The organism is Nakamurella sp. UYEF19, assembly GCF_040546275.1.
In the GTDB taxonomy this organism is placed as follows: Bacteria; Actinomycetota; Actinomycetes; order Mycobacteriales; family Nakamurellaceae; genus Nakamurella.
The window spans coordinates 158,187-171,921 of record NZ_JBEPNO010000010.1; the positions used below are offsets into that span (position 1 = coordinate 158,187).

Here is a 13,735-nt window from a genome sequence, read left to right on the forward strand (position 1 = left end):
AGAAATCGGCCGTCATGAGAAGTCGACGCCCTGGGCGAGCGGGAGTTCGTCGGAGTAGTTGACCGTGTTGGTGGCCCGCCGCATGTAGGCGCGCCACGCGTCCGATCCGGATTCGCGCCCTCCGCCGGTCGACTTCTCCCCGCCGAACGCGCCGCCGATCTCCGCTCCGGACGTCCCGATGTTGACGTTGACGATGCCGCAGTCGGATCCGTCGGCGGCCATGAACCGCTCGGCCTCCCGTTGATCGGCGGTGAAGATGCTGGACGAAAGTCCCTGTGGGACACCGTTGTGCAGCTCGACGGCCTCGGCGAACGTCGAGTAGGTCAGCACGAAGAGGATCGGGGCGAATGTCTCCGTGCGGACGATGTCGGTCTGCGCCGGCATCCGGACGACGGCCGGCGCGGCATAGAACGCACCGTCGTGTCCGACGTCGACCCGGTGACCGCCGATGACGACGGTGCCGCCGGCTCGTTCCGCCTCCTGCAGCGCCGCCGCCATGGCCTCGAAGGCTTTGCCATTGATCAGCGGGCCGACCAGGATCCCATCGGCGAACGGATCGCCGATGCGCAGGTTGCCGTACACCGCGGCGATCCGCTCGACCACGGTGTCCACGATCGACTCGTGCACGATGAGCCGCCGCAGGGTGGTGCAGCGCTGACCGGCGGTCCCCGCCGCAGCGAAGACGATGCCGCGGATGGCGATGTCCAGGTCCGCGGACGGCGTCACCACGGCCGCGTTGTTACCACCGAGCTCGAGAATGGTGCGGCCGAACCGGGCCGCGACGCGGGGCGCGATCTGTGCCCCCATCCGCTCGGACCCGGTGGCGCTGACCACCGGGACCCGTGGGCTGTCCAGCAGCGGCGCGGCGCCCGCGGCGTCGGTGACGACCACCGTGTTCAGATTCCCCGGCGCCGACAGCTCCCTGGCCGCCCTGGCGAGCAGCGCCGAGCTCGCGATCGCCACCAGAGGTGTGGTCTCGGAAGGCTTCCAGACGACGGTGTCGCCACACACGAGGGCCAGCGCGGTGTTCCACGACCAGACGGCAGCGGGGAAGTTGAAGGCACTGATCACGCCGACAACCCCCACCGGGTGCCAGGTTTCCATCAGCCGGTGGCCCGGCCGTTCCGACGGCATCGTCCGTCCGTCCAGCTGCCGGGACAGCCCGACGGCGAAATCGCAGATGTCGATCATCTCCTGGATCTCGCCGAGCGCCTCGGAGCGGATCTTCCCGACCTCGACACCGATCAGGTCGGCCAGGTCCTCCTTGTGCTCGGTCAGCAGCTGGCCCAACCGTTTGACGAGGGCGCCGCGGGCCGGGGCCGGGACCGTACGCCACACCAGGAAGGAACGGTGTGCTGATTCGATCGCGGCCTCCACATCGCCGGCGTCGGCCATCGGAACGGTGATCACCACCTCGCCGGTGATGGGGCTACGGACGTCGAGGCGTCGATCCCCGGTGAGCACCGCCGTGTCCGCCCCGCAGCGCGACAGTGCCCGTGCGGCAAGGTCCGCCAGTCCGGCGGTGGTGGTCGAGGTGGCGGAAAGGGCCTGCGTCATGGTGGGTTCTCCGGTGGGTCAGATGATGGCGAGTTCGGTACGGACCGCCGGACGGCGGAAGCGCCGTGCGTCGAACGGTGAGACGTCAACGGGCGGAACCCGTCCGAGATACAGGGCAGTCACACATTCCCCCACCGCCGGGCTCTGCAGGAAGCCGTGGCCCGAGAATCCTGCCGCGTACAGGAAGCGGAACCCGGGGCCGGCCTCGCCGATCAGCGCGTTGCAGTCGGGGGTCATCTCGTAGAGGCCCGCCCACCCACTGGAGAACGGGACATCGGCCAGATCGGGCGCGAAGAGCCGGAGCGTCTCGCGGAGCGGTGCGTGCCAGGACGTGGTCACGCCGGTGTCGAAGCCGACCGACTCGTCCGGATCGGCCCAGCCGGCCAGCATCCCGCCGTTCTCGGAGCCGTGGAAGTAGGCCGTGCTGGAGTAGTCGATGGTGAACGGCAGGCTCGATGGCCGGCCGGCGATCGGCGGGGTGAAGACGATCTGCCGGCGGAGGGGTTCGATCGGCAGGTCGACACCGGCCAGGCCGCCCACCCTTCCCGACCAGGCCCCCGCCGTGCAGATCACCGCCTCCGCGAGAAACATCTGCCCGGCCGAGGTCTCGACCACAGCGTGGCGCCCGGTCGCCTCCCGGATGCCGATGACGGAGGTGTGCGTCCGTACCTGCACCCCCATCGCCGACGCCGCCTCGAGGAAACCCCGGACCACGTCGGTGGGGCGGGCGAATCCGGCTTCTGGCGACCAGGCCGCGGCTACCAGACCCTCTTTGGACAGATACGGGCAGAGTGCAGCCGCCTCCGCGGCGTCCACCATCCGTCCCGGGGCGCCCATCTCGTTCTGCAATGCGATGCCCGCTTCGAAGGCGGCGACGTCGTTCTGGTCGCGGAGGGCGAACAGGTAGCCGACCTGCTGCAGACCGATATCCACGTGCAGGTCGCCGGCGAAGCCCTGGAAGACGCGCAGGCTCCGGACGCCGAGTTCTATGTTGGCCGGGTCGGAGAACTGCGCCCTGACCCCGCCCAACGGCTTGCCCGACGACCCGCCGGCGAGCTCTCCGGCTTCCAGCAGCACGACGTCGGTGACGCCGGCCCTGGCCAGTTGGTAGGCCACGCTCGCGCCCATCACCCCGCCGCCGATGATCACCACCTCGGTGCGCAGCGGCGGAGGAGAACTGGTGCTGCCGGACATGCGGCCTCCTGGACCATCCGCCGTTCTCGGGTCTGCCTGCGCGGTCCTCTCGAACGAGGACCGGTGGTGCTCACCGTAGATGTCCGCGGCACTTCGCCGCCCACCCGGGCAGGCTCAGGCCCGTTGATCGCTCCGAGAGCACTGTTGCTGTCGGTGGTGTCGCGCACCACGTGGTGACCTCGACGGCGTTCTGCGCGAATGCGAAGGTGCATGAAACGGCAGAACCCGCACAGCGTGGGCTACGCGGTGCGGGCTCTTTGCGTGGTGCGGGTGTGACTGATCAAACCAGGTCGATCAGACCGGGCAGATCAGACCAGGACGCCCTGCTCGCCGGCGAGCAGCAACAGGTCGTTGCGCTCGCTGTCGGACATCGCGTGGGCGATCGCGTAGTGAACGGACTTGCGGTAGGCCTCTCGGCGTTCGCGGCGCTTCCGGGCGGCCTGGGCGATTCTGATCATCGTCCCAGCCCGGTCAGCGACATCGGTCATCGTCCCAGTCCGTTCATAGAGCGCTGGCTGATGATGATCAGCTCATCGCGCATGGCCGGCGAACCGACGCTCGCGATCATGCGCTGCCACTCCCGGGCGTTGCGCGACTCGATGCGGCGGTGCTTGATGTTGCTCATGATGCGGGACATTGCGTGGGTCCTTCTCTTCTTCGCGTTGCGATGTGCGCTTGCCCTCTTTGGAACACCTGCGCTCTCCGGTCGACCAGGTCGGTCGGCCGGGGATCTTGACTTACTTCTCCAGATTCGTTGATAAGACGTCCTTGGATGTCGAATCTGGCGGCTGTTGTCCGGTGATTGTGCTCACTGACCTCCGATTCAACAGTTTCGACAAGCTTCTTATGCCCGAGTTCGCGCCCGTAACATCGCGGGTGTGACGAACGTCGGGGACCCGGTGCACCAGGATCGGACGGCAACCGTCGACGTGGTGCGGCGACTGCGGTCGACCGTGCGGGGCGAGGTCGCGGCCGATGCCCGGAGGCGGGCGGAGTACTCCACCGATGCCGGCAACTACCGGGTGGTGCCGCAGGTGGTGGTCGCGCCGCTGGACGTCGACGACGTCCTCGCCGCGCTGGCGGTGAGCCGGGACACCGGGGTACCGGTGACCAGCCGGGGCGGCGGGACAACGGTGGCGGGCAACGCCATCGGCACCGGGATCGTGCTGGACTTCTCCCGTCATCTGCACACGATCCTGGACATCGACGCGGAGAACGGCACCGCGCTCGTCCAGCCCGGTGTGGTGCTGACCGACCTGCAACGCGCCGCGGCGCCCTTCGGGCTCCGCTTCGGCCCGGACCCGTCGACGCAGGCCAGGGCCACTCTGGGCGGGATGATCGGCAACAACGCCTGCGGCCCCCATGCGCTGAGCTACGGGCGGACCGCCGACAACGTCGAATCGCTGACGATCATCGACGGCAGCGGCCGGCAGATCTCGGCCGGCTCGGACGGCACCGCCGCGGTCCCGGGGCTGGAGTCACTCGTCGCCGCCCACCTCGACGTCCTGCGGACCGAGCTGGGCACCTTCGCGCGCCAGGTCTCCGGGTACTCGTTGGAACACCTCCTGCCGGAGAAGGGACGAAACCTGGCCAAGGCGCTGGTGGGGAGCGAAGGTACCCTCGCCGTCGTGTTGGACGCCCGGGTGAACCTCGTCCGGATCACGCCGGCCCGGCTGCTCGTCGTGCTCGGCTACCCCGATATGGCGTCGGCCGCCGACGCGGTTCCGGCGTTGCTCGCGCATCGGCCGCTGGCCGTCGAGGGTCTTGACGCCCGGTTGGTCGACATCGTCCGTCAGGCCAAGGGCGTGGAGGCGGTGCCCGATCTTCCGCGCGGCGGTGGTTGGTTGATGGTCGAGGTGGGCGGCGAGAGCGACGCGGAAGCACGAACCGCCGCAGTCGGAATCATCACGGACTCGGCCGCGGTCGACTCCATGGTGTTCCCGCCGGGACCGGCCGCCACGGCGATCTGGCGGATCCGGGAGGACGGGGCGGGACTGGCCGGGCGCACGTCGGACGGGCGTCAGGCGTGGCCCGGATGGGAGGACGCAGCGGTCCCGCCGGCCGTGCTCGGTGCATACCTGCGCGAGTTCGAGGCGCTGATGGAGTCCTATGGCGTCACCGGGCTCCCGTACGGCCACTTCGGCGACGGGTGCATCCACGTCCGGCTGGACCTTCCCCTCGAACGCAACGGTGACACGCTGCACGCGTTCGTCACCGATGCGGCGAAGTTGGTCGTGAAGTACGGCGGTTCGTGTTCCGGCGAGCACGGCGACGGCCGGGCACGCAGCGAACTCCTTCCGCTGATGTACTCACCCGCCGCGATCGAACTGTTCGCCGCGGTCAAGGCGATGTTCGACCCGCACGATCTGCTCAATCCCGGTGTGCTGGTGCGGCCGCGGCCGATCGTCGCCGACCTCCGGCGGCCATTGGCGCTGCCGTTGCTCGCGGCCGGCGGATTCAGTTTCCGGCATGACGACGGGGACTTCACGAAGGCCGTCCACCGCTGTGTCGGCGTCGGGAAGTGCCGAGCGGACACCACCGCCGCGGGCGGTTTCATGTGCCCGTCGTTTCTGGCGTCCCGCGACGAGAAGGACGTGACCCGCGGACGGGCGAGGGTGCTGCAGGAGATCACCATTGGGTCGTTGATCCCGGACTTCCACTCGTCCGACGTGCACGACTCGCTCGACCTGTGCCTGTCGTGCAAGGCCTGTGCCACCGACTGCCCCGCCGGGGTCGACATGGCCCAGTACAAGTCGGAGGTGCTGTACCGCCGGTACCGGCGCCGGCTGCGGCCGATCAGCCACTACAGCATCGGCTGGTTGCCCCGGTGGATCAGCATGCTCGATCGGCTGCCCCGTGGAGCGGCGTCCGTCGTCAACGTGGCGCTGGGCTTCCGGCCGGTCGAACGTCTGGTGCTGCGGGCCGGCGGGATGGACCCTCGGCGCCGCGCCCCACGGTTCTCGACGAGGACGTTCCACCGAACCTGGCGGCGCAAGCCCGTTGCTGCGGGCTCCGGCGATCCCGTCCTGCTGTGGGCCGACTCCTTCACCGACGGGATGAACCCCGAGTCGGCGCAGGCTGCGGCGATGATCCTCGGCAGCGCCGGTTACCGGGTGATCGTGGCTGGCGAGGTGGCGTGCTGCGGTCTCAGCTGGATCACCACCGGTCAGCTCGACGGCGCTCGAAAGCGGCTTCTCCGCTTGCTCGACGTCCTGGAACCGTATGCTGCCCAAGGGATTCCGATCGTCGGGCTGGAACCGTCCTGCGTCGCCGTGTTGCGGTCGGACCTGACGGAACTGCTGCCGGACGATTCGCGCGCACTCCTCGTCGCGGGTGCCACCCGCACGCTCGCCGAGCAGCTCACGAGCCGGCACGGGACACCCGACGCCTGGTCGCCGCCGGATCTCGGCGGGGTCGAACTGCTCGTCCAGCCGCACTGCCACCACTACGCCGTGATGGGATTCGGAACCGACCGGCAACTGCTGGAGGAGGCCGGCGCAACGGTGACCTCGGTGGCCGGATGTTGCGGCCTGGCCGGCAACTTCGGCATGGAGGCGGGGCACTACGAGATGTCGGTGGCGGTCGCCGAGAACGCCCTGCTGCCCGCGCTGCGTTCCCGGTCGGCGGCGACGATCGTGCTTGCCGACGGATTCTCCTGCCGCACCCAGATCGACCAACTGGGCGGCGCGCCGTCCATGACGTTGGCTCAACTCCTCGCCGCGCACCTGCCCGGCGCTGCGGATGTCGCTCCGGTGGAGGTGAAGCACGGGGGCTAGACCCCCATCGCCGGGGTGGTGAACCACTTCCTGCCGGCGCCGGCTGTGCCTAGATTCGGACCATGAGCCACACCGAGTCGTTCAAGACCCAGCCGCCGCGGGGGCCAGAGATGATCAGCCGACCGAGTCACACCCGATCTTCGAGCGGGACGTTACTGGCGCTCGGGGCACTCACCACCGCGCTGCTGGCGGCGTTCTCGTCGCGGTACGGGTACCACCGTGACGAGCTCTATTTCCTGGCGTCGGGCCAGCACCCGGCGTGGGGGTATCCCGACCAACCTCCGCTGACCCCGCTGCTGGCCCGGGCAATCTCATGGATCGCACCCGACTCGCTGACCGTCTTGCGCCTGCCATCGGCGATCATCGCCGGCATCGTGGTGGTGCTGACCGGCCTCATCGCGAGAACCATCGGTGCTGGTCGCGCCGGACAGCTGCTCGCCGCGTGCTGCATGGGGGCAGCCGGCGGCACACTTGCCATCACGCACACGCTGGGAACCAGTGCGCTGGACCTCCTGTGCTGGACCGTGCTCGGCTATCTCGTGGTGCGGATCCTGGCCGGCGCCGACAGCCGGTGGTGGCTCGTCGTCGGTGTCGTACTGGGCGTGGCGCTGGAGAACAAGTGGCTGGTCGGGTTCTTCGCCGTCGCGGTCCTGGCCGGACTGGCGATCGCCGGGCCACGCGAGTCGCTGCGGTCGCGGTGGCTCTGGGTCGGGGCGCTCATCGCGGTCCTGCTGTGGCTGCCGAACCTGCTCTGGCAGGCCCAGCACGGTTGGCCCCAGCTCGCGCTCTCCCGGTCGATCGCGGACGGCGGGTCGACCAGTTCCGAGCCGTGGTACCTGTTCGTCCCGCTCGAACTCGTCTTCATGAGCCCGCTGCTGGTGCCCGTGTGGGCCGCCGGGCTCGGCCGGCTCTTCGGCGCCGGCCTCGGACTTCCGCGTCGACGCGAGTTCAGCGCGTTCGGCTGGGCCTACGTCCTGCTGGCCGTCGTCTTCGTGGTCACCGGGGGCAAGCCGTACTACCTGGTGGGCTTCTATCCCGTCCTGTTCGCCGCCGGCGCGGAGCCAACGGTGGCGTGGTTGCAGCGCGGCCGGACGGCCGCTCGCCGGGTGGCCATCACCGCGGCGGTGGTGCTGAGCCTGCTGGTCGACGCGGTCATCTCGCTGCCGCTCCTACCGGTCGACACTCTGTCCGACAGCCCGGTGATGGCGCTCAACGCCGATGCCGGCGAGACCGTCGGGTGGCCGCAGTTCGTCGACACCGTTGCGGCCGCGTACCGGGCGGCGCCGGCGGGGTCGGTCCTGCTGATGGGCAACTACGGCGAGGCCGGAGCCGTCGACCACTTCGGGCCGGCCGATCACCTGCCGCACGCCTACAGCGGGCACAACGCCTACGGCCTCTGGGGCCCGCCCGGCGACCGTGATGCCACCGGGGGCGCCGCCGGATCCGCGGTGGCCGTCGGCATCGACCCGGACCGCCTGCGGCAATGGTTCGCCACGGTGCAGCCCGTTGCCACCATCGACAACGGCGTCGGCCTTGACAACGAGGAACAGGACGAGGTGGTCTGGCTGTGCACCGGTCAGCTGCTGCCGTGGAGCCGACTCTGGCCGCAGGTGCAACGGCTGGGCTGACCTGATCTGGAAACTCGCAGTGGCAGTTCTGGCAAGTCGCCTCCCGGCCGCCGGATCTCACTAGAATTGTGTGGTGACGGAACGGGACGGGGTGATGGACGAGGTCGCGTCCGTCGTCCGGCTCGACACGGCGGGCGACGTCTACCGGCTGATCACCGACATCCACGCCCAGCGTGACCTCGCCGGCACCATGCAGGCAGTGGTCGACGCCGTCGTGCAGGCGGTCGGGTTCGGAGTTGCGGCCGTCAGCATTGTCAGGCCGGACGGCCAGTTCAAGACCATCGCCGTGGCCGGCAGCGATCAGGCCCGCCACCAGCTGCTGGGGACGGAACGTCCGCTGTCGGAATACGAGGACGAGTTCGAGGTCGCCGACAACTGGGGCCGGCTCAAATTTGTCCCCGCCGAACGGGCCCCGGTCGACTCCTCGCTCGGTTGGGTGCCGGACCTCGCCGTCTCGTCTCATAGCAACGCGTGGCATCCGCTGGATGCTCTCTTCGCTCCCCTGCGGTCCTCGGCCGGAGAGCTCACCGGCGTGCTCTCGGTCGATTTGCCGCAGGACGGACTGCGGCCGTCGGCGTCCCAGCGGCAGCTCCTGGAGGTGTTGTCGGTCGAGGCCGGCAATGCCCTGGACAACGCACTGCTCGCCGAGCGACTGCGCACCGGCGAGGAGATCTTCCGGCAGGCATTCGACGGCACCGCCGGCGGCATGGCCCTGATCGGGATCGATGGTGACGACGCCGGTCAGTTCGTCAGGGTCAATCCGGCGTTCTGCCGCATCGTCGGGTACGCCGCAGAGGAGCTTCTCCGGATGACTCCGGAGGATCTCACCCACGCCGAGGACCGTGCCACGGACAAGCAGCTGATCAGGGATCTGATCACCGGCCGATCCAACCTCTACCGGCGCGAGAAGCGATATCTACACCACCGGGGTACCCCGGTCTGGGTCACGGTGACGGCGACCGTCGCCCGGTCCGATGACGGGTCGCCGCTCTGCGCGGTCAGCCAGGTCGAGGACATCTCCCTGCGGCGGGCCCAACTCGAGGAGCTGCACCACCAGGCGCGTCACGACCCGCTGACCAACCTGCCGAACCGGACGCTGATCTTCGAGCGGCTGCACCAGTCGGTCAAAGCCGCGCGTCTGCTCGGAAAACCGGGCGCTCTGCTGTTCCTGGATCTCGACGACTTCAAGCTGATCAACGATCAACATGGACACCGGGTCGGTGATCAGGTGCTGGCGATGATCGGTCCGCGTATCCGGTCCGTCGTGCGTGAACCCGATCTGGTGGGCCGACTCGGCGGGGACGAGTTCGTGGTGATCGCCGACAATCTCGACCTCGAGTCGGCACACCGGCTGGCTCATCGGATCGAGGTCGCGGTGTCCGCGCCGATCACGAACAAGGGCGTCGCGGTCTCGCTCACCGTCAGCGTGGGCGCCAGCCCCATCACCGCGTCAGGCGGCGATGCTGCGCAGATCCTGCAGGACGCGGATCAGGCGATGTACCGGAACAAGACCGAGATTCGCCGACCGCGTCTGGGGTGATCGACCTGCGCAGCGTTTCCGCCGGGGAGCTGCTAGCTCGACGGGCCCATCAGCTGGCCGACGGGTGGGGTAGCTCCGCCGCCAGATCGGAGCGAAGAAGGCACGGAGCGGATGCATCTCGGCTTCCTGGTGGAATCTTGACGAGGCTCGCCGCGACCTTGATGGGCTGTTGAGGTGGAAGGAACCCCGTCACGGCTCTGAACGCGCCAGATGGACCACCGATGACTCATCGTTGTGACCCAGAAGATTTCGTTACGACTGCGTGATGAGCATGCGGGTCCGACGTCTCATTGGCACAAGGGCCGAAGTGCAGTACTTCGATCACCGCATTCGACGGAGCAGGAACTTGCCGATGACTACCCGCCAGCAGCTCGACGCCCAGCTTGCCGAGATCGATCGCCTCAGCGCCGATGCGCAGCGCCGTACCGACGAGATCCTGGACCGCTGGGCCTCGGAACGCGAGCACGCTGCCTCGACCCAGGCACCTTTCGGATGGCGCAACCTCTGGCTGCACCGCCGTGAGGACGACCTCCCTCTTTCCGACGTCGGCTAGCGCCGGGCTTCTGCAAGACCCATGAACTAGGCGTGATCCCGGTACGTGTCGCCTGACGCGTGACCACGAGGGGTGTCGGGTTTTCTAGGCGTGATCCCGGTACGTGTCGCCTGACGCGTGACCACGAGGGGTGTCGGGTTTTCTAGGCGTGATCCCGGTACGTGTCGGACTGACCAACGACACCCTTCGGCCCGAATTCCTCCAGGTAGGCGTCGATCGCCGCCACCAGGTTCGTTGCCACCTCGGGACGATCGTGCTCGACCAAGCCCTCCACCAGCTCGTCCAGCTGGTGTCGCAGGCCGCCGAGCCCCCAGGTCGCCGCCAGATCGGTGAAGCGTTGCGCAGCGTGCGACGCATTGATGGACAACAACTTCTTCATGGCCTCGATCTCCTCGGGAGTCATCGATGGCGGTTCCTGCGTCATCACGTCAATCCTTCCGCTGGTCGACCTGCCCGGCGCCGCGGGAGCACCGGATCACGATGCCGCCCAGTATTCACCGCCCACTGACTTCACGGCCCGGTGTGCCACCGATCAGCCAGAGCGTGAGGCCGTCACGGACGGGCCGGAGGCACGGACTCCGGCGACCAGTGCTCGGCCAACCGGTTCCGTAGCTTGGCCATCCCGCTGTGCACCCGTGTCTTGACGGTGCCGGGCGAGACGCCCAGCAGGGCGCCGACCTCGAGATACGTGTAGCGATCGAAGTAGTGCAGGGTGATCGCCTCACGCTGTTGCAAGGTGAGGGCTGCCAGAGCTTCGCGCACCTGCGAATGCTCGGCACGCAGCTGGATCAGTTCGAAGACCGGATCGCGTCCGGTCCCGAGATCGACGTTGACCGTCATGTAGCGGAGGTCCCGGTCCCGGGCCGCCTGCGAGGACCTGACCCGGTCGACGGCTTTCGCGTGGGCCAGCACGGAGAGGAAGCCGGAGACCGTGCCGCGAGCCGGGTCGAACCGGTCCGCCTGCCGCCACACGGCGAGGAAGACCTCCTGGGTGACCTCCTCCGCCTGGTCGGGGTCCCTGATGATGCGGTGCACCTGACGATAGGTGGCGGTGCGATGTCGGCGGTAGAGCTGTCCGAATGCGCCCCGATCACCACCGGCAATTGCCGGTATCAGGTCGAGATCGCTGGCTTCACCGGTCGTTTCCGAACCGGTTCGCTGATGCACTACGGGTGAAAGGATCGCTGGATGTGCGGTCATGACTGGGCCTCATCTGACGAGGTCACCCGGCTGTCGTGTGCCGATGTCCCATGGGGACGGACACGGCAGGGACGGCGGGGTGAGCGGCGGGGCGAAGGGGCGGACGTATGTGTCCGGTGACACCGTGAGGTGCCGTGGCGATTGGCCCCGACGTCCGTGGGGACGACGTCAGCGATCAGGGATCAGCGAGGGGTTTGGCGCCGTGGCACGCGCGAACGATCGCTCCTCACCGTGGGCGGAAGTGCACCGCGGTGGCGAGATCGACTGCGAGCGGGCAGACCCCTAGTCGGGTGAGAAGGACGGGCGGTGGGCGCAGCGCGCCATGCATGCCTCGTCCGAAGCGGACAGTGCCGCCAGTAGTGCGAGCTGCGCCGATGCGGCGCTGTCGACGACGTCCGAGGCGCAGGACGAACCGCCGACGGAACCGCCAGCGCCCGAACCGCCGGGGCCGTTCGATCCGCCGGACGACGAGCTCGGCGCACCCGGGGCGGACGCCGGCGCGGGAATGCTCCCGTTCGGCGGCGGCCCACCCTGGCCGAGGAACTGGCCACTGGTCGAGGACGTCACGGCGTGTCGCGCGAACGGGTGCGATGCACGAGCATCCTCGAGCGAGAGGTGAGCCGACCGGCTCGGAACGGACAGTGCCGGCGCAAGGAAAGCCTGGCCGGTCTTCGTCGGAGCGGCCGACGGAGGGGCCCAACCACCGCGGGCAGCGGTGGCGACCAGGCCATGGTGCGTCCCGATGGCGACGACGGCGTCCGTCCGCGTGCGGTGACCAGCCGAGGCGGACAACGGAGCGTTGCTTCCGAGCGCGACCGATGCCGGACGCCCGGAGACGGGACGCCCGGGGGCCGGATGACCGGGGTTGGTGGCGACTCCGTGACCGGATCCCGCGGCCTGGCCGGGCCGGGTCGGTTCAGTGGTGCCGCCTCCGTCGGGCGATCCGGGCGGGGTGGTCGACGGCGGGGTGGTCGACGGCGGAGTGGTCGACGGCGGAGTGGTCGACGGCGGGATGGCCGACGGCAGCGCGGCGGTTAGCGGCACCGGCGGGACGATGGGCGTCGTTCCGAGGACCGGTCCGGTCACCGGCGCCACCGGGTCGAGGATCGGTGCGACGACCGGGTCGAGTACCGGCGGGATCGGCACGACGATCGGCCCGGCGGCGCTCAGGATCGGTGACACCGTGTCGATGACCGGCTGGGTGATCGGGGCAACGGCCCTGGCCACGGGAGTGAGCACGGCGGCCACGCCACCGAGCACCGGCGTCACCGTCGCGGTCACCGGTGCCGCGACCGTGGCGACCAGACCGACCGTCGGCTTCACGACGCCGACGACCGTCCCGACGACGCCACCGATGGACGACGTCACCGGCGCGACCGGCTGGGTCACTACCTTGATGACTGGAACGACCACCGGAACCACCTGTGTGACAACGGGAGCGGCGACGGCGATGACCGAATCCACAGGGCCAGCAACCGGTGTCGGTGCGGCCTTCACCGGCTTTGATGCTACCGGGCCGGGGGTGGACACCGGAGCGACGACCTTCGTCGGTGCAGTCCCAGACACCACCGGCACGACAACCTCGAGCACCGGAACAACCTGCTGAACCACGGGTTTCACCACCGGTGCTGCTGATCCAGGTTTCGCGACAGGAGGTTTCGAGTCATCGACGACTGGCGTCACCTCTGCTGCCAACGGTGTGACGACCGCCGGAGCGACCGGTTTGACCGCGACGACCACTGGCTCGACGATCTCGGCGACAACCGGCTTGACTGCGACGACCACCGGTTTGACCGCGGTGATCACCGGCGCGACGAGTTGCTGTGCGGAGCCGGCCACCTGGGACGACACCGGCAGAACCGGGAGGCCGGTTGGAGTGTCGGCTGATGCAGTGGATGCGATGGATCCGGCCAGCCAGGCCCCGGCGCTCAGGCCCACGATGATGCAGACCCGGGCGACGGTCCGGCGCAACGACGAGGGGGCGATCGGGTCGTACTCGACCGACCGTTCCATCGCGCTCACCCCGTCTCCGGCAGTCCCTGTTGACGACCGCCTGCAGCGTGCCGGATACCCGGCACGGACTTGTCCGATTCGAACGGTACGGCGCACCGAATGGCCTACGCCACCAAGTCCCCCGAAGTGATGGTGACCAGCACGAACGCCGTGACGGGTGGTAACGGGTGACGATTCCCCGTCGGCAATCGAGTTCATCGTTCGAGGACGATGTCACTACGAGGACACTGACGGGCGGCGAGGTCGGTGAGCCGTCCGGCGTCGCGCCACCGGA

At 68.9% G+C, this 13,735-nt stretch carries 11 protein-coding genes; 4 read left to right on the plus strand and 7 right to left on the minus strand.

Translation table 11 applies throughout. The features are described from left to right. Positions 1-12 precede the first annotated feature (12 nt). The 4 genes from amaB to ABIB25_RS15575 form a co-directional block, all read right to left on the minus strand. The gene (amaB, locus tag ABIB25_RS15560) at positions 13-1,557 is read right to left on the minus strand and encodes an L-piperidine-6-carboxylate dehydrogenase (protein WP_354529370.1); all 1,545 of its coding nucleotides are present in this window, start codon (positions 1,555-1,557) and stop codon (positions 13-15) included. 18 nt (positions 1,558-1,575) lie between these two features. Beyond that, positions 1,576-2,751, minus strand: coding sequence for an NAD(P)/FAD-dependent oxidoreductase (locus tag ABIB25_RS15565; protein WP_354529371.1), 1,176 nt, complete (start codon positions 2,749-2,751; stop codon positions 1,576-1,578). 308 nt (positions 2,752-3,059) lie between these two features. Further along, positions 3,060-3,239 carry a hypothetical protein gene (locus ABIB25_RS15570; RefSeq protein WP_354529372.1) on the minus strand — a complete coding sequence of 60 codons (180 nt, stop codon included), beginning with the start codon at positions 3,237-3,239 and terminating at the stop codon, positions 3,060-3,062. Then, positions 3,236-3,388: a hypothetical protein gene (locus ABIB25_RS15575; RefSeq protein ID WP_354529373.1), complete on the minus strand. Its 153-nt coding sequence runs from the start codon at positions 3,386-3,388 to the stop codon at positions 3,236-3,238. Before ABIB25_RS15575 ends, ABIB25_RS15570 begins: the two co-directional genes overlap by 4 nt. Positions 3,389-3,629: 241 nt before the next feature. Between ABIB25_RS15575 and ABIB25_RS15580 the strand changes: the two genes are divergently transcribed. The 4 genes from ABIB25_RS15580 (at position 3,630) to ABIB25_RS15595 (ending at position 10,248) form a co-directional block, all read left to right on the plus strand. Next, the gene (locus tag ABIB25_RS15580; protein WP_354529374.1) at positions 3,630-6,527 is read left to right on the plus strand and encodes an FAD-binding and (Fe-S)-binding domain-containing protein; all 2,898 of its coding nucleotides are present in this window, start codon (positions 3,630-3,632) and stop codon (positions 6,525-6,527) included. A gap of 62 nt (positions 6,528-6,589) precedes the next feature. Continuing rightward, positions 6,590-8,155: an ArnT family glycosyltransferase gene (locus ABIB25_RS15585; RefSeq protein ID WP_354529375.1), complete on the plus strand. Its 1,566-nt coding sequence runs from the start codon at positions 6,590-6,592 to the stop codon at positions 8,153-8,155. 73 nt (positions 8,156-8,228) lie between these two features. Further along, positions 8,229-9,695, plus strand: a complete 1,467-nt coding sequence (locus tag ABIB25_RS15590; protein WP_354529376.1) for a diguanylate cyclase — start codon at positions 8,229-8,231, stop codon at positions 9,693-9,695. 352 nt (positions 9,696-10,047) lie between these two features. Beyond that, positions 10,048-10,248 carry a hypothetical protein gene (locus tag ABIB25_RS15595; protein ID WP_354529377.1) on the plus strand — a complete coding sequence of 67 codons (201 nt, stop codon included), beginning with the start codon at positions 10,048-10,050 and terminating at the stop codon, positions 10,246-10,248. A 142-nt stretch (positions 10,249-10,390) separates the two neighbouring features. On the opposite strand, the gene ABIB25_RS15600 is transcribed toward ABIB25_RS15595, so the two are convergent. The 3 genes from ABIB25_RS15600 to ABIB25_RS15610 all read right to left on the minus strand — a co-directional run bounded on the left by ABIB25_RS15600 (position 10,391) and on the right by ABIB25_RS15610 (position 13,470). Further along, entirely contained in the window at positions 10,391-10,672 is a 282-nt protein-coding gene (locus ABIB25_RS15600) for a hypothetical protein (RefSeq protein WP_354529378.1), read from the minus strand. A gap of 128 nt (positions 10,673-10,800) precedes the next feature. After that, positions 10,801-11,448, minus strand: a complete 648-nt coding sequence (locus ABIB25_RS15605; protein ID WP_354529379.1) for a sigma-70 family RNA polymerase sigma factor — start codon at positions 11,446-11,448, stop codon at positions 10,801-10,803. A gap of 282 nt (positions 11,449-11,730) precedes the next feature. After that, a complete protein-coding gene (locus ABIB25_RS15610; RefSeq protein ID WP_354529380.1) occupies positions 11,731-13,470 on the minus strand; it encodes a hypothetical protein in 1,740 nt (579 codons plus the stop codon). Between the last annotated feature and the right edge of the window lie 265 nt (positions 13,471-13,735).

Coding starts and splice junctions, on each gene's coding strand:
- amaB (WP_354529370.1), bottom strand. CDS start 1,557: ATGACGCAGGCCCTTTCCGCCACCTCGACCACCACCGCCGGACTGGCG.
- ABIB25_RS15565 (WP_354529371.1), bottom strand. CDS start 2,751: ATGTCCGGCAGCACCAGTTCTCCTCCGCCGCTGCGCACCGAGGTGGTG.
- ABIB25_RS15570 (WP_354529372.1), bottom strand. CDS start 3,239: ATGACCGATGTCGCTGACCGGGCTGGGACGATGATCAGAATCGCCCAG.
- ABIB25_RS15575 (WP_354529373.1), bottom strand. CDS start 3,388: ATGTCCCGCATCATGAGCAACATCAAGCACCGCCGCATCGAGTCGCGC.
- ABIB25_RS15585 (WP_354529375.1), top strand. CDS start 6,590: ATGAGCCACACCGAGTCGTTCAAGACCCAGCCGCCGCGGGGGCCAGAG.
- ABIB25_RS15595 (WP_354529377.1), top strand. CDS start 10,048: ATGACTACCCGCCAGCAGCTCGACGCCCAGCTTGCCGAGATCGATCGC.
- ABIB25_RS15600 (WP_354529378.1), bottom strand. CDS start 10,672: ATGACGCAGGAACCGCCATCGATGACTCCCGAGGAGATCGAGGCCATG.
- ABIB25_RS15605 (WP_354529379.1), bottom strand. CDS start 11,448: ATGACCGCACATCCAGCGATCCTTTCACCCGTAGTGCATCAGCGAACC.